General features: G+C 69.2%; 15 protein-coding genes and 1 pseudogene. 6 read left to right on the forward strand and 10 right to left on the reverse strand.

The features are described 5' to 3' along the window. Positions 1-156: 156 nt before the first annotated feature. The 3 genes from QEG98_RS19285 to QEG98_RS19295 all read left to right on the forward strand — a co-directional run bounded on the left by QEG98_RS19285 (position 157) and on the right by QEG98_RS19295 (position 2,589). A complete protein-coding gene (locus QEG98_RS19285; RefSeq protein WP_316567655.1) occupies positions 157-858 on the forward strand; it encodes a hypothetical protein in 702 nt (233 codons plus the stop codon). A 200-nt stretch (positions 859-1,058) separates the two neighbouring features. Beyond that, the gene (locus QEG98_RS19290; RefSeq protein ID WP_316567656.1) at positions 1,059-1,463 is read left to right on the forward strand and encodes a hypothetical protein; all 405 of its coding nucleotides are present in this window, start codon (positions 1,059-1,061) and stop codon (positions 1,461-1,463) included. Positions 1,464-1,479: 16 nt separating this feature from the next. Then, a complete protein-coding gene (locus tag QEG98_RS19295) occupies positions 1,480-2,589 on the forward strand; it encodes a methyl-accepting chemotaxis protein (RefSeq protein ID WP_316567657.1) in 1,110 nt (369 codons plus the stop codon). 36 nt (positions 2,590-2,625) lie between these two features. On the opposite strand, the gene QEG98_RS19300 is transcribed toward QEG98_RS19295, so the two are convergent. The 9 genes and pseudogenes from QEG98_RS19300 to QEG98_RS41965 all read right to left on the reverse strand — a co-directional run bounded on the left by QEG98_RS19300 (position 2,626) and on the right by QEG98_RS41965 (position 13,451). Then, positions 2,626-3,267, reverse strand: coding sequence for an isochorismatase family cysteine hydrolase (locus tag QEG98_RS19300; RefSeq protein WP_316567658.1), 642 nt, complete (start codon positions 3,265-3,267; stop codon positions 2,626-2,628). A 111-nt stretch (positions 3,268-3,378) separates the two neighbouring features. After that, on the reverse strand, positions 3,379-3,648 hold the full coding sequence (locus tag QEG98_RS19305; RefSeq protein WP_316567924.1) for a DUF2277 domain-containing protein: 270 nt from the start codon (positions 3,646-3,648) through the stop codon (positions 3,379-3,381). 42 nt (positions 3,649-3,690) lie between these two features. Beyond that, the gene (locus tag QEG98_RS19310) at positions 3,691-6,774 is read right to left on the reverse strand and encodes a CusA/CzcA family heavy metal efflux RND transporter (RefSeq protein WP_316567659.1); all 3,084 of its coding nucleotides are present in this window, start codon (positions 6,772-6,774) and stop codon (positions 3,691-3,693) included. A 5-nt stretch (positions 6,775-6,779) separates the two neighbouring features. Continuing rightward, positions 6,780-8,342, reverse strand: coding sequence for an efflux RND transporter periplasmic adaptor subunit (locus QEG98_RS19315; protein WP_316567660.1), 1,563 nt, complete (start codon positions 8,340-8,342; stop codon positions 6,780-6,782). Beyond that, entirely contained in the window at positions 8,343-8,612 is a 270-nt protein-coding gene (locus tag QEG98_RS19320; protein ID WP_316567661.1) for a hypothetical protein, read from the reverse strand. It abuts the gene before it with no gap. Positions 8,613-8,765: 153 nt separating this feature from the next. After that, positions 8,766-9,068, reverse strand: coding sequence for a hypothetical protein (locus QEG98_RS19325; protein WP_316567662.1), 303 nt, complete (start codon positions 9,066-9,068; stop codon positions 8,766-8,768). A 14-nt stretch (positions 9,069-9,082) separates the two neighbouring features. Next, entirely contained in the window at positions 9,083-9,592 is a 510-nt protein-coding gene (locus tag QEG98_RS19330) for a TlpA disulfide reductase family protein (RefSeq protein ID WP_316567663.1), read from the reverse strand. Between the two features lie 110 nt (positions 9,593-9,702). Next, a complete protein-coding gene (locus QEG98_RS19335) occupies positions 9,703-11,706 on the reverse strand; it encodes a M36 family metallopeptidase (protein WP_316567664.1) in 2,004 nt (667 codons plus the stop codon). 258 nt (positions 11,707-11,964) lie between these two features. After that, positions 11,965-13,451: pseudogene (locus QEG98_RS41965) on the reverse strand (MFS transporter). Between the two features lie 206 nt (positions 13,452-13,657). Here QEG98_RS41965 and QEG98_RS19350 point away from each other — a divergent pair. From QEG98_RS19350 to QEG98_RS19360, 3 genes are read left to right on the forward strand one after another with little or no spacing between them, the layout of a single operon-like run. Then, the gene (locus QEG98_RS19350) at positions 13,658-14,656 is read left to right on the forward strand and encodes a polyprenyl synthetase family protein (protein WP_090492460.1); all 999 of its coding nucleotides are present in this window, start codon (positions 13,658-13,660) and stop codon (positions 14,654-14,656) included. Then, on the forward strand, positions 14,653-15,249 hold the full coding sequence (locus tag QEG98_RS19355; RefSeq protein ID WP_011553697.1) for a GbsR/MarR family transcriptional regulator: 597 nt from the start codon (positions 14,653-14,655) through the stop codon (positions 15,247-15,249). The genes QEG98_RS19350 and QEG98_RS19355 overlap by 4 nt, the downstream gene beginning before the upstream one ends. A gap of 20 nt (positions 15,250-15,269) precedes the next feature. Continuing rightward, the gene (locus tag QEG98_RS19360) at positions 15,270-15,791 is read left to right on the forward strand and encodes a gamma-glutamylcyclotransferase (protein ID WP_090492462.1); all 522 of its coding nucleotides are present in this window, start codon (positions 15,270-15,272) and stop codon (positions 15,789-15,791) included. A 204-nt stretch (positions 15,792-15,995) separates the two neighbouring features. Here the strand turns inward: QEG98_RS19360 and QEG98_RS19365 are convergent, their stop codons facing one another. Beyond that, complete coding sequence (locus QEG98_RS19365) at positions 15,996-16,205, reverse strand: hypothetical protein (protein WP_090492464.1); 210 nt, start codon at positions 16,203-16,205, stop codon at positions 15,996-15,998. Positions 16,206-16,388: the final 183 nt, after the last annotated feature.

A 16,388-nucleotide genomic window follows, 5' to 3' on the forward strand; every position in this document is an offset into this window, starting at 1 on the left:
ACGTCACCCGGCGTCAGTCGGGACCCTGACAACCACGTCCCGATCATTCGGCGGTCGCGTATGACTGCTTTGTCATGCTTCGGCCCGTTTTCAAGGTCTCCCGACGATGCATTGAGATGTCTGTCGTTGGGTATGAGACATGCAGTGCGGCCGGGCATGATTCGAACGGTCCTCGTAGCGGTGCTTCTGTTCGCAGGCACGGGGAAGGCTGAAGGCGTGGAGGCAGCGTCGGTGCCGCAGGCCCCTCGCGCGGAGCGCGCCGGGCTGGCCATCTGGACGGCCTCCTTCATGGATTGGGGCCTGCTTCTGGTGGGGCCCATCCTGGGCGTGGGCCTCAATGTCGCGCTGCCGGTGGGCGTGAACGTGCCCTTGACGGAGACAACGGATGGCGTCTTCGAACTCCGGCCCATGCTGGCTCGCACGAACTGCACCAACATCCACGGAGACGCCGTGCCCCGTTGCGGCACCCTGCAAGCCCTTCGGGCCACGGTGGGCCTGGCGTGGACGCCCTGGCCGGGCGAGCGAGGCGATGGCTTCTTCATCCAGCCCAAGCTGAGTGGCATGGTGACGCATCAGACCGTGCGTGGGACGGAGATCCCAGTCACGGCGGAGGGCACGAGGATGGAGACGGGCGGACAGGTCTCTCTCGGGTTCGACGTAGGGTACCGGAAGACGTCCCGCCGCTCGCGTTCTTTCCTGGCTCCGGTGATCGGCGTTGGCGTGGGCTATAGCTGGAACCAGCAGCGCAGGCGGGTCGACCCGGGGTGGCTCTTTGCTCGGGAGCCGGCACGTGGCTGGAAAGACAAGTTCATCGTGGACCTGAACCTGGACCTCTTGCGGTTCGGGGCCACGTTCTGACTCGGGTTTCAATGCCGAGCTGTGGTGGGTGAAGTCCATGCCCGGCGTGAATTTGCGCTGGGAAAGCAGTGGCCTGTGTCCGCGGCGTAAGGGGTTCCCGAGGGATTGCACCCCCGCACGCTGGCGCCCACAATGCGACGCGTCTGGATTGTCAGATGGAGCATCATTTCCCGTTTTGAGCCCGAATCGGGCACGGCCGGATGCGACTCTCACTCACCCATAAAATCACCCTGGCGCCCATCGTCGTGGCGCTCCTGTTCGTCCTTCTCACCCAGGGCTACACCGTGCCTCGGCTCCAGGAGGCCTTCGAGGCGCAGGGGCGGGAGCTGAGCGGCGCGCTGCCTACGGTGCTCGCCGCCGCGGTGGCGGACGGAATGAAGCGGAGCGCGCACGACGAGGTCCAGCAGACGCTGGATGCCGTGGCTCGGCATGGTGGGGCGGCCTACGTCGCCGCGTTCGACGCGGGTGGGACGCTGGTGGGCGTGGCCGGTGAGAAGGCCCAGATGCTACGGGATGCCCGCGAGCAGTTGAGGTCCTCCGAGGAGGGCTCGTCCTGCGTGATGGGGACACGGAGCTGCAGGACCTGGTGGCGCCGGTGCCGGTGACGCTGGCTGGGTCCACGTGGGCTTCGACCGCACCCATGCGCGGGGGCTCGTGGAGGGGGCGCTGGCGAACGTGGGCATCACCGTGCTGGTCGCGCTGCTCGTCTTCACCGCGGCGGCCTTCCTGGTCAGCCGCGCCATCGTGTCGCCCCTGAACCAGCTCTCCTCCGCGGTCCGCCATATCGCCGAGCGCGGCGACCTGCGGCAGACGATTCGCATCGACTCGGATGACGAGGTGGGGCAGCTCGCGCGGGCCGTGGGCATGCTGGTGGGCAAGCTGAAGGAGCTGCTGCATCAGCTCCAGTCCTCCACGGAGCTGCTGAGTGACTCGGTGTCGGGGCTAACGGAGTCGGCGGATCAGCAGAATGAGATGGTGACGCGTCACGCGGCCGCGCTGCAGGAGACGCAGGTGACGGCGCAGGAGATTCGCCAGACGGCGATGCTGGCGTCGGGCTCCGCGGAGTCCGTCATTCAGGTGGCCGAGCGCGCCGAGCAGCTGAGCCGCACCGGCGAAGAGGCCGTCTCGGCGAGCATCGACGGCATGGAGGAGGTGCGCAACCAGGTGGCGGAGATCGCCGCGCGCATCACCTCCCTGGGCGAGCGGACCAGGCAGATCAGCGGCATCACCGAGACGGTGAAGGACCTGGCGGACCAGTCCCACCTGCTGGCCGTCAACGCCGCCATCGAGGCGGCGCGGTCCGGGGAGCACGGCAAGGGCTTCGTCGTGGTGGCGAAGGAGATTCGCGCGCTGGCGGACCAGTCCATCCGCGCCACCAACCAGGTGCGGCGCATCCTCCAGGACATCAATCAGGCCATCATCGGCACGGTGGAGATCACCGTCGAAGGCACCGAGCGCATGGAGGCGGGGTTGACGCAGGTCCGCACGTCCGGCGAGACGCTGAAGGAGCTCACCGCCATCGTCGAGGACAGCACCGCGGCGGCGCGGCAGATCGCGCGGACGGTCAGCCAGCAGGCCACGGGAATCGAGCAGATCTTCACCGCGGTCAACGAGCTGAACACCCTGATGACGGACACCGTGTCCCGCATCTCCACGACCAGTGACTCCGCCATGTCCTTGAAGATGCTCTCCGAGCGCGTCTCCCAGGTCGTCCGCGCCTACGACGTCTGACGGCGCCGCTGGAGAAGCGGTGAGCTTCTTCGACCGTTACGACACGGACGGAGCGGCCTTCTTCCGTGACGCGTGTTTCGTGGCGTGGGGGCGCTTCGCTGAGACGCGGCGCCGCTTCGCGCTCAGATGCACCTCGTCGCTCCGGCAGACGCGCACATGGAGGAAGCGCTGGAGCTGGGAGAGCGCCAGGTCATGGTCGTCGTCGCTCTCCGCCGCGCAGCAGTCGCTCAGCACCGTGAGCTGGTATTCGTGCATGTGTGCGTCATGGGCGCTGAAGAAGATGCACAGGTTGGTGGCCAACCCCGCGAGGATGAGCTTCCGCGTTCCCAGATGCTCCAGCAAGGGCACCAGGGAGGTGGCGAAGAAGGCCGAGTGCTTGGGCTTGAGGATGAAGTAGTCATCCGGCTCCGGCTTGAGGGCCCGGGCGACGTTCCGGCCCCGGCTCCCTTTGCGGGTGCAATGGGCGTAGGTGTCGCGGAAGTTGCTGCGCCAGTACCCGAAGTTGTCGTTGACGTAGATGACGGGGACGCCGGCCCGCCGCATCCTGGCCGCGAAGGGGCCCAGGCGTTCCACCATGCGCAGGGCCCACGGGAGGACCTTCTCCCCGCCGGGGAAGTCCAGGTCGTTGATGACGTCGATGATGAGCAGGGCCGTGTCGGAGCGTCTCCCCGCTGACATCCGCTGCCGTGGCTTCGTGGTTCTGGCCTTCCGCGTCACATCCACCCCGTCTTCAGGAGGCTGCTGCGCGGAAGGGTAAGCACGGCCCCGGAGGACGGCGAGTCACCTCCGTCAGCGGGACTCCGCCTTCTTGTAGCGCAGGCGCTTCATGGCCTCGAAGCGGGCCCTGTCCTTGGGCGGCGTGGTGGCCACCAGCTCGTCGAGCATGCGCTTCGAGCTCTGGAAGATCTCCTCGACGGCGACCTCGAAGGCGTCGGTGTTCTGCTTCGACGGCGTCCGTGTCCCGGCAATCTTGCGGACGAACTGAAGCGCCGCCGCGCGGATGTCGGCATCGGTGGCGGGAGGCGCGAAGTTGAACAGGGGCTTGATGTTCCGGCACATGCCCTCAGGGTAGAGCGAGTCCGGAAAACAGGCCATTGCGCATCACGGAGTCCTCGTCATGGGCGTGTCCTTCCCGGCGCCGAAGACCGAGTAGAGGACTGGGAGCACCACGAGGGTGAGCAGGGTGGACGACAGGACGCCTCCAATGACGACGGTGGCCAGGGGCCGCTGGACCTCCGCGCCGACGCCGGTGTTGAGCGCCATGGGCACGAAGCCGATGGCGGCCACCGCGGCGGTCATCAGCACGGGCCGCAGCCGGGACACGGCCGCATGACGGATGGCTTCACCCAGGGCCTGACCTTGCTCCAGCAAGGCGCGAACCCGTGAGACGAGCACCATGTCCCCCAGGACCGAGACGCCGGACAGGGCGATGAAGCCCACGGCGGCGGAGATGGAGAAGGGCAGTCCTCGCAGCAGAAGCGCGAGCACGCCGCCCACGAGCGCGAAGGGGACGCCCGCGAAGATGCGCACGGCGTCCAGGACGCGCTGATAGGTGAGGTAGAGCAGCAGGAAGATGAGTGCCAGCGCGACCGGCACCACGATGAGCAGGCGCGTCTGTGCGCGTTCGAGGTGTTCGAACTGTCCGCCGTAGCGGATGTAGTAGCCCGCGGGTAGCTCCAGCTTCTCATCGAGTGTGCGGCGGACCTCCGCGACGAAGCCGCCGAGGTCGCGTTCTCGCACGTTGGCCTGGACCACCAGCCGCCGCTTGCCCCACTCGCGCTGGATGGTGGTGGGGCCGGACGTCTCCTTCATGGTCGTCAGCCGTCCCAGAGGGACGCGCTCGCCGCCGGGCGCGGCCACGGGGATGGTGGCGAGCCGCGTGGGCTCCTCGCGGTTCTCCTCGGAGAGGCGCACGGCCAGGTCGAAGCGCCGCTCGCCTTCGCGCACTTCCCCGACGATGCGCGTGCCCACTGCTTCCACGACGTCGAGGACGGAGCGGGCGGGAATCCCGTAACGGGCCACCGCCGCCCGGTCCACCGTGACTTCCAGCACGGGCTGGCCCGTCACCTGCTCCACGGTGACGTCGGCGGCACCGGGAATCGCCTTCACCAGGGGCTCCAACTCACGGGCCTTGGCCTTGAGCACGTCGAGGTCATCCCCGAAGAGCTTGATGCCGACGTCGCTTCGCACGCCCGCGATCATCTCGTTGACGCGCATTTCAATGGGCTGGAGGAAGGCCATGCGCATGCCTGGGAGGTCCGCCAGTTCGGCCTTCATCTCGATCACCAGCTCCTCCTGGGTGGTGGCCCGCTTCCACTGCTCCCGGGGCTCGAGGGTGATGAAGACGTCGGACAGCTCGACGCCCATGGGGTCCGTGGCCACCTCCGCGGTGCCGGTCCGGGTCCAGACGCGTCGCACCTCGTCTGGGAACCGGGACAGCAGCACCCGCTCGATCTGGCTGCCATAGCGGATGGATTCGGAGAGGGAGACCTCCGCCAGCCGCACGGTGTTGATGACGAGCGTGCCTTCGGACAGGCGGGGGACGAACTCGCTGCCAAGGCGCGTGGCGGCGAGGGTGGCTCCCACGATGAGGAGCGCGGCGGCGGTCAGGGTGACCCGCGCGTGGGCCAGCGCCCATTCGAGGACGGGCCGGTAGATTCGTTGGAGCCAGCGCATGAGCCGTGGCTCATGGTGAGGGCCGCCGCCTCGCTTCAGTGCGAAGGAGGCCAGCACCGGCATCAGCGTCATGGAGAGCAGCGCACTGCCCAGGAGCGCGAAGATGACCGTGAGGGCCATGGGGCGGAACAACTTCCCCTCCACGCCTTCGAGGGCGAGGATGGGCAGGTAGACCACCATGATGATGAGCTCGCCGAAGAGCGTGGGCTTGCGGACCTCGACGGCGGCATCCCGCACCACCTCCAGCAGGGAGCGTCCGTCCCGGGCCTCGGAGAGTCGCCGCTCCGCGTTCTCCACCATGATGACGGAGGAGTCGACGACGAGCCCGAAGTCGATGGCGCCCAGCGACATGAGCGTGCCGGCGATGCCGAAGCGCAGCATCGCGTTGAAGGCGAACAGGAGCGACAGCGGAATGGCCGCCGCCACGATGAGGCCGGCGCGCCAGTTGCCCAGGAAGATGAAGAGCACCGCGATGACGAGCAACGCGCCTTCCAGCAGGTTGGTCCGGACGGTGCGCAGCACGTGGTCCACCAGCTCGGTGCGCTCATAGACGGGCTCCACGCGCACGTCCTCCGGCAGCGTCCGCTGGATGTCCTCCAGCCGCTGGGCGAGCGCCTTCGTCACCGTGTGGGAGTTCTCGCCTACCAGCATGAAGCCCAGGCCCAGCACGGCCTCGCCCTCGCCATCCGCGGTGGTGGCGCCGCGCCGGATTTCATGGCCCACCTCGACGCGCGCCACGTCCCGGATTCGCACGGGGACGCCGTGGTGCGCCGCGATGACCACGTCCTCGATGGCGTTGCCGTCCGCGAGCACTCCCACCCCGAGCACGAGCGTCGCCGTGCCGCCCCGCTCGAGCACGCCGCCCCCGACGTTGGCGTTGTTCTCCTCCAGCGCCCGGTAGATGTCTCCGAGGGACAGGTTGAACTGCTGCAGGCGGCGGGGTTCGACGATGACGTGCCACTGCTTCTCCTCGCCGCCCCAGGCATTCACCTCCGCCACGCCCGGCACGCTGCGCAGCTGGGGCGCGATGACCCAGTCGTGCAAGGTGCGCAGCGCCTCGAGGCTCTTCGTCCGGCTCTTGACGAGATAGTGGAAGACCTCGCCCAGGCCGGTGGCGACGGGCCCGAGCGTCGGGGGCGCGATGCCCGCGGGTAGCTGCACCCGGCTCAGCCGTTCGGATACCTGCTGCCGCGCGAACCACAGGTCGGTTCCGTCTTCGAACTGGAGGGTGACCTGGGAGAGGCCGAACTTGGAGATGGAGCGCAGCTCGCTGACGCGAGGCAGGCCCGCGAGCGCCTGCTCCACGGGGACGGTGAGCTGGCGCTCCACTTCGTTGGGCGTGAGCGCCGGTGCGACGGTGTTGACCTGCACTTGCGTGGGCGTCGTGTCCGGGATGGCGTCGATGGGCAGCGCCCGGAAGGCGAGCAGGCCCGAAATGACGAGGGCCCCCGTTCCCAGGAGGACGGCCCAGCGGTGGGACAACGACCATTCGATGAGCCGGGTGAGCATGGCGGCTACTCGCCTCCCGCCGTCTCGCAGCAGCCCGCGCCGATGGCGTCCTTGAGAATCTCCGTCTTGAGCAGGAAGGCGCCGGTGGTGACGACCTCCACCCCCGCCGAGAGGCCCTTGACGATTTCCACCTCCTCGCGCGTGCTGGCGCCCAGCTCCACCGCGACGGGCTCGTAGAGCCCCGGTTGCTTGCGCACGAAGACCAGCGTCTGGCCTTCCGCGCGTTGGATGGCCGCGTGGGGAACCAGCACCGCCTCATGCTCCGGGGCGACCTGCACCCGGGCCCTGAGGAAGAGTCCGGCCTTGAGGGCGCCGTCGGGGTTGGGCAGTTCGACCCGGGCGCGCACCGTGCGGGAGGTCCGGTCCACCGACGCGCCCACGCGGGTGAGCGTGGCGTCACGCGTCTGTCCGGGCATGCTTTCGAAGGTGAGGGTGACGCGCTGTCCCGCGCGAACCTGGAACGCGTCCGCCTCCGGAATCTCCAACAGGGCCCACATGGTGCTCAGGTCCGCCACCTGGATGAGCGGCTGTCCAGCGGATGCATGGCGTCCGGCGACGGCGTCTCGCGCCACCACCGTCCCCGCGAAGGGGGCCGACAGCGCATAGGTCCCCTGCGGGCCCTGGCCGTTGGCGCCCGCGGCGGAGAGCGCCGCGCGGGCGGCATTGCGCTCGGCCTCGGCCGCCGCGACCTCCGCCTGGGCGGTCTCCACGTGTTTTCGTGCGCGGATTCCGCTCGTGGCCAACTGCTGCTCGCGCTCGAGCGCCGAGCGCGCCACCGTCAGCCGCGTCTGTGCCGCCGACAGCCGTCCCTGGTCCGCGCCCACGGCCCCCGAGGTGACGAGCACCAGTGGCTGGCCCGCCTTCACCTCGTCGCCGACGTCCACGCGGACGTCCGTTATCAGCGCCTCGCTGCGGGCGGACAGCTGCGCCAGCCGGTTCTGGTTGAAGTCGAGCTGCCCGACGACGTCCAGGGTCCGGGCAAAGGGCCGCTTCACCGCGCGACGTGTCTGGATGCCAGCCTCGCGGGCCGTCTCGCCGGACGCGAGGCGGACGCGTGTGCCCGGCTCGGGGAAGGTGGGGGGCTGGGCGCCCGCGGCCTTCACCAACTCCGGGTGGCAGTACGGGCAGACGGACTCCGGGAAGCCGTGCTCCCGGCAGTAGTCACCGGCCTCGATGAACTTCGCGACCAGCGACGGGTTGCATTGGGTGCAGCGGGATTCGGGGACCGCGTGCTCCTTGCACCAATCCTTGGGGGCGGTGTCGCGCGTGGTGAAGGTGAGGCCCGGGTTGCATTGGAAGCACTGGGATTCGGGGACGCCGTGCTCACCGCACCAGTCGTCCTGGTCCTTGAAGACGTCGATGAGGTCGGGGTTGCACCGGGTGCACAGCTCCGCGGGGACGCGGTGCTCACAGAGCGCGACCTCGGACGGGGTGGACGTGCCTCCCGAGGCGGCTGGCGGCGGTGAAGGCGCCTTCGCCGTGGGGGGACTCGCTTGTTGGCTGCAACTGGCGGCGCTCAGTGCCAGCAGCACCGCCAGGACGCTGGGGCCGACTCGGGAGGCACGCATCTACTTCACGCCCTTCTTGGAGAGCTCCGGGTTGCAGATGACGCACTGGGATTCGGGCCGCGCGTGTTCGGGGCACCAGTCACCCTTGGCCTTGAAGACGGGAGCCAGCTTCGGGTTGCAGCGGGCACAGAGGCTCTTCTGGACGCCGTGCTCGCAGCGCGGCTTCTCGGACCCGGCCGTCTGGGGCGGCTGGGCGGGCTTGCTCTCGTCGGCCAGGACGGGGGCGGCGAACAGGGACAGGACGACGGACAGCGTACGCAGCGAGTGCATGTGAGGCGCTCCTGCCGGGGCGCGTGCCCACGGCGGTGGTGGCCCGCGCGAAGGCGCGCGGGAAGGTTGGACAGGGCTTGGGCGGAGCGGGAGGACGTTCGCGCACGTCGGCCACGGCGCTCGCAAGACACACGTCTCCCGTGAAGGGCGGTGTCAGGCTCTGGGCGGCTGGAAGATGTCTGTTCCCACGCCGGAGAGCGTGGGCTCATCCACGCGCGAGGGGATGGGCAGCGGCCGGGGCGGCGGGATGAGACGCGCGTTGGGCGACGTGGGGGCAGGGGCGGCTCTCAGCGGGCAGCACACACACAGCACGCAGTTGGGCGAGCAGTCCTCGCACTCGTCGGATGCCTCTTCCGCGCATTCGTCGTGCACGTCCGACGCCAGGGCCAGCGTCTGGAAGACGCCGCCCGTCATCAGGACGAGGAGCACGGCGAGAAATCGCAGGAGGGACTGCATCCGGGACCGGCTTATTAAATGGGGCTTGGCGGTGTCAATCCAGCGGGCGCGGCGCTGAGGGTGGGGGTTCGCGTATCAGGCGCTCCAGCAGACGGCGCATCGCGCCGGCATCCCAGTCCCGCGGGCCCGAGAAGCGGGCGACCGGCGGCCGTCGACCAGGAGGACGCTGACGGGGAGCTGGTCCACGCCGAACGCGTCACCGGCGCGTTTGTCCACGTCGAGGCGCAGGTGGAGCGGCGCGGGGGAGGCCCCTTGAAGAAGGACTCCACCGCCTGGGGCGTCTCGTCATGGCTGAAGACGACGACCTGGAGGTCCTCGGGGGGCGCTTGGGCCAGGGCGACGAGCTGGGGTGTCTCCTGCCTGCAGGGCGGACACCACGACGCCCAGAACACGATGAGCAAGGCGCGGGAGGGCGGCACGTCCGCGACGGTGGGCGCGGTCCCCTGGAGCCGGACATAGGCCGGTGGGGGCTCGCTCTTGCATGCCCAGGTCAGCGGGGACAGGCCGAGCAGGAGCAGGCTCAAGGCGGTAGGCGTGCGCATCCTGAGGGTGATACCTCAAGACGCGGCGCCTGCCATGCGCGCCTGGGACCAGGCCGGAGCCCACGAGGGAGCTCCGGCCCGGTGGGGTACGACTAGAGCTTGGCTGCCGTCGCGCTGAAGGCAGCGCAGGCGGCGGGCACCGCGAAGCCGTTGGTGGGCGTCGTGCCGCTGGAGCCGCTGGACACGGCGTTGGTGCCCAGGCCGAACGCGGCGAAGGCCGTCCACAGGCGGCAGACGTCCTCGCCACCGTGCAGCGTGGTGGCCGCGGTGATGATGCCGTCACGCACCTGGGTGAAGGTGGGGCTGCACGGCGTGTTCTTCAGGCCCTGGGTGAAGTACAGCATCATGCGCTGGTTACCCGCGGTGCCCGTGGCGTCGTACAGGTTGGCGCTGAAGCCGTGGTGGTTGACCAGGGCCCAGTAGGCCTCCCACATGCCCTGGGCGAACACGGCACCCACGCCGTGCGGAACCGCCATGCCGTTGATGCTGGCGTAGGTCCAGGTGTTGACGGCGCTGCTGGTGCTGTAGCGCTGGGGACGGATGCCCACGCCCGTGGTGGGCTGGTTCAGGGCGTAGGTGCCCACGCCGCGGCCCTGCGCGCCGGTGTCCGTCGCCTTCGCGGTGTAGAAGAGCGACAGGAAGTCGCTGATGCCTTCGCCCGGCTGCTGGCGGTTCGACAAGCAGGACACGTTGCTGGGTCCGCCCACGAGGCGGTTGGAGATGCCGTGGCCGTACTCGTGGACGATGATGCCGGCGTCCAGGTCTCCGTCCTTGTTCGGCGTCACCGTGTTCCAGCGGTACATCTGCATGCGCGGCCGCTGGCCATCCGGCGGGGTCATGAAGTTGGCGTTGTTCATGCCGCCGCCGTCCTGCGCCTCCGCGCGGACGTCGTCGTTGCCGATGCCGCCCCGGCCGTAGTTGTTGACCTGGAAGTTACCGGACGCCTCATCGAAGCCGTACTGGTACTGGACGTCGTGGATGATGTTGTTCCAGTAGAACAGGTTGGTGACGGCCGCGGGGATGTACGTGGACGGCGCGCTCGTGAGGGTGATGGGGAAGTCGCAGTGGATGAGCGCGGTGCAGTTGGGCTGCACGGCGGGCGGCAGGCCATCGTTGTTGGTGTCCTCGTAGGCGTGGACGTTGTTGCCGCGGAGGGTGGTGTACTCCGCGCCGGCCGCGCCGTTCGTATCGTGCCAGCCGTAGGGCGACGCCGTGGTGTTGGCGGGGTTGGAGACCAGCACACGCCCATCCGATGGCGGCAGCGGCGTGGTGTGGTTGGGGCTCTCCACCGGCAGGGGATAGACGCGGTAGGCATCATCCGCCGCCACCCAGTCGAAGCGGGTCCAGACCTCGCCCGTGGACGCGTCCACCGTGACGTCGTAGGCGTGGTCGTTGTCCAGGGTGTGGACCTGGAAGCGCCACACCAGCCGGGCCTCGCCACGGCGGACCGGCAGCACCGCCAGCTCCGCGTCGATGGGCTCGGTGGACAGGCCCTCCACCGCCACGCGCGTGCGCTGACGCGCGCCGGGCTCGGCCTTCAGGGACTGCGGCGCCGCGGAGAGGCGGACGCCCAGGTGCTTCGCCACGCCCACCACCGCGTCCGCGGCGCTCAGGCGCGGCGTGGTGCCAGCGAGCGAGGACTCCAGGGCCGGGAGGAAGTCGCTGTGCACGCTGAGCACGCGGCCGTCGCGGTCCACGTTGATCTGGAGCTGGCCGTTGTAGACGGGCAGGCCCCGGTACGTCTGGCGCAGGTACAGGTTGGTGATGCCGCTCACCTTCGAATAGACGCGGTCCGTCACCTCGAGGTTCGCCAGGTCGTTGAGCCCCAGCCCGAGCGCGTCCCGGTGCTTCTGCACGAAGTCCAGGCCAATGGCCATCGGGTCCCCGCTGCGCGGACCGGAGAGCGCACCCACCGGATTGGTGAGCGAGCGCACCAGGCCGTTGGACTCGTCGAACTCCACCATCAGTTCCGGCACGGCCTGCCGCAGCGCGGCCTGGCTGGACGTCTGGGCAGACGAGATGCCAAACCGTGCCTGCGCGTTGTAGGCATCACGCGCATCGTAATTACGAACGCCTTCCTCTGAATGGACTGCCATTGCAGCGGAACCCGAGAGGGTTCCCACGAGAAACACCGCATGAAAAAGGCGCCTTCGGTAAGGACCTGAGGACATGTCGTGCTCCTGCACTGCGGGTTGACCGCGCTCCTCTGGGAGCTACGGTGCTGGAGCGGCAGAAATCACACTTTGAGTGAAAATAGCAAATCACCAGCTAATCTGGAATTCTGCGGTTGTGTGCAATGGAATTGCACAGTCCCGCAGTATGACAAGCAATGACGCTGTTGCGTCTTTTGAATGTCAATCATCCAACGCTGCGCGGTGAGCAGGAATTGGCCGCGGGAGCAGGCGCGACAGCAGCGCTCTCACGGAGCGCACGGGGTGGGCGCCGGGCTCGGGGATGCGCGCCGTCAACAGGGCCGCGCCCAGGCGGGCCACCGAGGACAGCACGAAGAGCACGTGCAGGTTCACCCAGACGTGGCCGCCCAGGGTGAACTGGGTGGGCAGGGCGGCGGCGATGGCGCCCCCAGCGCGGCCGCGGCGGTATAGGCCAGGCCGCCCGCGGTGGCGAAGGCCGCCGGTAGAAGGGGCGGTTCTTTCGGGGGCGACCGTCAGGGGCAGCTCGAAGATGGCCAGACCGTGGCCGCTCCACAGCGCCCCGGCGAGGAGCACGTCGAAGAGCAGGGGCCACAGCGTCCCCGCGGAGGGCAGCAGCCACAGGGCGGGGATGGCGGCGATGCCCAGTGAGCACGCCATCAAAACGGGCTGGGCGCCGCAGCGGTCAATCGCGCGGCCCCAGAGTGGCGCCGCCAGCATGCGCACGCCCGCCACCGATGCGGCATGCAGCGCCATGATGACGAAGGTCATCTCGAGGTTCTGGAGGCTGTGCAGCGCGAAGAAGGGCGCGGACACCCCCACCGCCGCGTTCCAGGCCACCTGGTAGGTGAGCACCCGGCGCGCGTTGCCATCCTTGAAAGGGACCAGCGCGCCCTTGAGCTCCAGGGGCGGGGTGGTGCCCGGGGGCGCCGGGTCGTGCTGCGAGGCCATGAACAGGGTGGTGACGATGCCCATGACGCACGCCCCCAACGCGAGCAGCGGCAGGGCCACGCCCACGCCGTCCGCGGGGCGCAGCCGGTCCATCAGGAGGCCCGCGCCGAGGAGGCCAGCGTGCCCGCCAACGTGGTGAGCGCGGTGCGGCGTCCGAAGAAGCGACCCCGGACGGCGCGGGGCACCAGTTCCCCCATCCACGCCACCCAGGCGTTGTTGCCCACCACGCTCAACGCGGCGGAGACGCCGGCCACCGTCAACAGCAGGCGCTGCTGGGATTCGAAGGGCAGACCCAGCCAGGGCAGCACCGCCAGGGGGAACATCACCACGCGGGACAGGCACACCGCGGTGAGGGCCACGCGCCGGTGGCCGAAGAGGCCCGTCAGCCAGGCCGCGGGGAACTGCACGAACTGCGCGAAGAAGGGCAGGGCCGTCATCACGCCGACGAGGAAGGGCCCCAGCTTCAGCGCGATGGCCCAGGCGGTGAGCACCGTCGCGCCCGCGCACGCGGTGAAGACCTCCGAGAACATGCCCTCCACCACGGAGACGCCCAGCGTTCGGCGCAACCGTCCCTGATGGGGGCGGACCATCGGTCCGGGCCCATCCGCGGGCGGTGCCCCCAGGAGCGGCGCCGTCGAGCCGGGCAGGGACGCGCCGGGGCGGAACAGCGGAACCGCGGAAGCAAGGGAGGCGAAGCTGAAGCTGCGGAGGAGCGGGCGACGGGAGGCTGCGCGGGTCACAGGTCCGCTCTCTGTCGCACGCTCCGCTGGGCCCTCTCAATCCACCCCCGGTGGGCCCCAGGGTGCTCGGCCGCTCTCCAGGCGGGAGCGGCGCGGCTGTCCCACATGCTCCGGCACCCGTTCGCGCCTGGCTGCTGGGCAGCGCTGGAATCAGGTGCAGTTCAAGCGGTCTTGAACTATATGAACGGACGAGGAGACGGCGCACTATGGATCTGGCTCGGGAGCTGACGGATTTTCTGGGGGCGGTGGAGCAGCGGCTTGGCAGCACCCTGGTGGATGGCGATGCCGGTCCGGACGTGAAGGGCGACACGCTGATGGAGGCGGCCCGCCACCTGTGCCTGGGCAGCGGCAGCAAGCGCGCGCGCCCCATGCTGGCGCGGCTGTTCGGCGGCGCGGTGGGCGTTCCGGCGGAGCGGCTGGTGGACGTAGCCGTGGCCGCGGAGCTCATCCATTCCGCCAGCCTGCTGCACGACGACGTGGTGGACGCGGGCATGTTCCGCCGGGGCCGGCCCACGGTGAACGCGCGTTGGGGCAACATCGTCGCGGTGATGAGCGGTGACCTCATCCTGTCCACGGGCCTGTACCAGCTGTCCCAACTGGACGCGCGGCTGACGCGCAGCGCGCTGTCGGTCGTCTCCGAGATGACCCGCGCCGCCATCGCGGAGGTAGAGGCTCGCGGCGACCTGGACCTGCCGCTCAACCGGCTGCGCTTCATCGCCGAGGGCAAGACGGGCTCGCTGTTCGGCTGGTGTGGCAACGCGGCGGCGACGCTGGCGGAGCACCCCGAGGCGGTGGAACGTTTTGACGGCTTCGGGCGTCACCTGGGCGTGGCGTTCCAGATTGCCGACGACATTCGCGACATCCTGGGCACGGACGTGGGCAAGCCGCGTTACGCGGACGTGCACTCGCGCACGCCGTCCATGCCCATCCTTCTGGCGGTGGCCAAGGATGAGTCGCTGCGGCGCAAGCTGAAGGACGCGTGGGCGTTCTCGGCGATCACGCCCGATCGCACGAAGGAGATTGGCGCGGCCATCGAGGCCACGGGCGCCGTGGATGCCTCCATGGCGCGGATGAACGTCGAAATCGAGGCGGCGCTCGACAAGCTGGGCCACTTCGCCAAGGAGCCCGCGGGCGCGGAGCTGGTGAGCTGGGCGCGGAAGCTGTCGGCCGGCATCGCCGAACAAGTCCAGGGGCGCGCTGCATGAAAGGCTACCTGTGGACGGGGGGACCCGGGAGCCCTGCCTCGGAGGCGCCGCCAGCGGATGGCCGGCTGGCGCCCTGGGAAGCCATCGCGGTGGACGCGGTGGGCAATGTCATTGAGTTCTGGGGGTTCAAGCGCAACCAGGGGCGGGTCTGGGCCCTGCTGTACCTGCGCGGTGAGCCCCTGACGGCGGGAGAAATCGAGCGCGAGCTGGACCTGTCCAAGGGCGGGGTCTCCATGCTGCTGCGCGACCTGGAGCGCTGGGGCGTTATCCAGCGCGTGCGCCTGCCCCAGGACACCGTCTGGCGTTACGGCGCGGAGAACGACCTGGTCCGGATGGTGACGCACGTCATCGAGGAGCGCGAGGCGGGCTTCGTCGCGCGCATCCGCGCCGACCTGGCGGAGGCCCGGCGGCTGGCGGAGACCCAGTCGGGGCTGCCCCCGGACCGGCTTCAGCGACTGGAGAAGATGGCCACGCTGGCCGAGCACGTGGAGCGCGCGCTGCGGCTGTTCATCAAGACGTCCCGGCTGGATGTGTCCGGTGTGCTGTCCGTCTTCCGGGACGAGGCCACCGGGGCGCGCCGGGGCTCGAAGTAGTCTCAGCCAAAGGGGCGGACATGGATTCGCACTATGATCAGGTGATGAAGGCGCGTGCGGGCGCGGACCCGTCGGCCACGCGCCTGTACTTCGCGTACTCGACCATCCTGGACCGCGCCGCGTTCGAGGAGTGGCGGTCCCAGCACAGCTACGACTTCTTCGAACTGCCCGAGGGGCGGCTGGCCGAGGCCGTGGATGTGGATCTGGTCTATGACTTCCCGTCGCGCTGGTGGGGTGGGCGCGTCGCGGGGCTGACGGATTCCGCGGGCCAGAAGGTGTACGGCCGTCTGTTCGAGATTCGCGGCCAGGACTGGCCCATCATCCAGCACAAGGAAGGCTTCGTGACGAGCATGTGCGTGGAGCGGCCGGTGCGTGTGCGCGTGGATGGGCAGGAGCTGGAGGCCACGGCGTTCGTCACGAATCCGCGGCGTGCGTCGGCGGACGGTCCGGTCAGCACCCGTTTCGTGGACGCGCTGGTGCGCGGTGCCCAGGCCGCGGGCCTGCCAGCGGCCTACGTGGAGCGGCTGAAGCGCGGCGAGTAGCCCACGAGGGCGTTCCGTAAGCCCTCGGACAAAATCCAGCGAGGCGCTTTCCCTCCTCGCTGGGAGTGCACAGCTTGGGCGGCGCGTATGTTCTTCTTCTTCTCGAACCGGCTCGGCTGTATCGGCAGCATCCTGGTGTCGATCGCCCTGAGCGCGGTGCTCTACTTCCTGTTCATGCGCTGAGACCCAGCCCCTGGGCTCGGCTCACGGCTTGCCGTGCCACAGGTCGTCCGAGTCCTCGGAGTCCAGTGGATGGATGGTGATCTCGCGCCCATCCTTGTCGGGTGTGCTGCGCACCGCCTCCGTCTCGTCCGGCGTTCGAGGCGCCCGCTCCGAGAAGTTGTCGTTTTGAAGGTGGCGCTGACGCTGCTCACTGGTCCCGCCGTACCCTTCAATGATTCTCTTCTTCGTCATCCCCGTCCTCCTGGTGAGTCGATCGCCCAGAAGTAGGCTGGGGTCGGATGGAGGAGGGAGCAAGCGGCGTCGCGTGCTCGCCTGGTGTGCGGGCGATGTGTCGGGGTCTGGCGGAGCAGTGCCTACATGCACGAACCATCAGGTATTTTCAGGGCGGCCTGAGACCTTCGTTCCTACATGAAC

This window comes from Myxococcus sp. MxC21-1 (assembly GCF_032612255.1).
Taxonomy (GTDB): domain Bacteria; phylum Myxococcota; class Myxococcia; order Myxococcales; family Myxococcaceae; genus Myxococcus; species Myxococcus virescens.

What these genes read in the sequence shown, in the direction of transcription:
- QEG98_RS19285 (WP_316567655.1), top strand. Translation starts at nt 157, where the DNA reads ATGATTCGAACGGTCCTCGTAGCGGTGCTTCTGTTCGCAGGCACGGGG.
- QEG98_RS19290 (WP_316567656.1), top strand. Translation starts at nt 1,059, where the DNA reads ATGCGACTCTCACTCACCCATAAAATCACCCTGGCGCCCATCGTCGTG.
- QEG98_RS19300 (WP_316567658.1), bottom strand. Translation starts at nt 3,267, where the DNA reads ATGTCAGCGGGGAGACGCTCCGACACGGCCCTGCTCATCATCGACGTC.
- QEG98_RS19305 (WP_316567924.1), bottom strand. Translation starts at nt 3,648, where the DNA reads ATGTGCCGGAACATCAAGCCCCTGTTCAACTTCGCGCCTCCCGCCACC.
- QEG98_RS19310 (WP_316567659.1), bottom strand. Translation starts at nt 6,774, where the DNA reads ATGCTCACCCGGCTCATCGAATGGTCGTTGTCCCACCGCTGGGCCGTC.
- QEG98_RS19315 (WP_316567660.1), bottom strand. Translation starts at nt 8,342, where the DNA reads ATGCGTGCCTCCCGAGTCGGCCCCAGCGTCCTGGCGGTGCTGCTGGCA.
- QEG98_RS19320 (WP_316567661.1), bottom strand. Translation starts at nt 8,612, where the DNA reads ATGCACTCGCTGCGTACGCTGTCCGTCGTCCTGTCCCTGTTCGCCGCC.
- QEG98_RS19325 (WP_316567662.1), bottom strand. Translation starts at nt 9,068, where the DNA reads ATGCAGTCCCTCCTGCGATTTCTCGCCGTGCTCCTCGTCCTGATGACG.
- QEG98_RS19335 (WP_316567664.1), bottom strand. Translation starts at nt 11,706, where the DNA reads ATGGCAGTCCATTCAGAGGAAGGCGTTCGTAATTACGATGCGCGTGAT.
- QEG98_RS19350 (WP_090492460.1), top strand. Translation starts at nt 13,658, where the DNA reads ATGGATCTGGCTCGGGAGCTGACGGATTTTCTGGGGGCGGTGGAGCAG.
- QEG98_RS19355 (WP_011553697.1), top strand. Translation starts at nt 14,653, where the DNA reads ATGAAAGGCTACCTGTGGACGGGGGGACCCGGGAGCCCTGCCTCGGAG.
- QEG98_RS19360 (WP_090492462.1), top strand. Translation starts at nt 15,270, where the DNA reads ATGGATTCGCACTATGATCAGGTGATGAAGGCGCGTGCGGGCGCGGAC.
- QEG98_RS19365 (WP_090492464.1), bottom strand. Translation starts at nt 16,205, where the DNA reads ATGACGAAGAAGAGAATCATTGAAGGGTACGGCGGGACCAGTGAGCAG.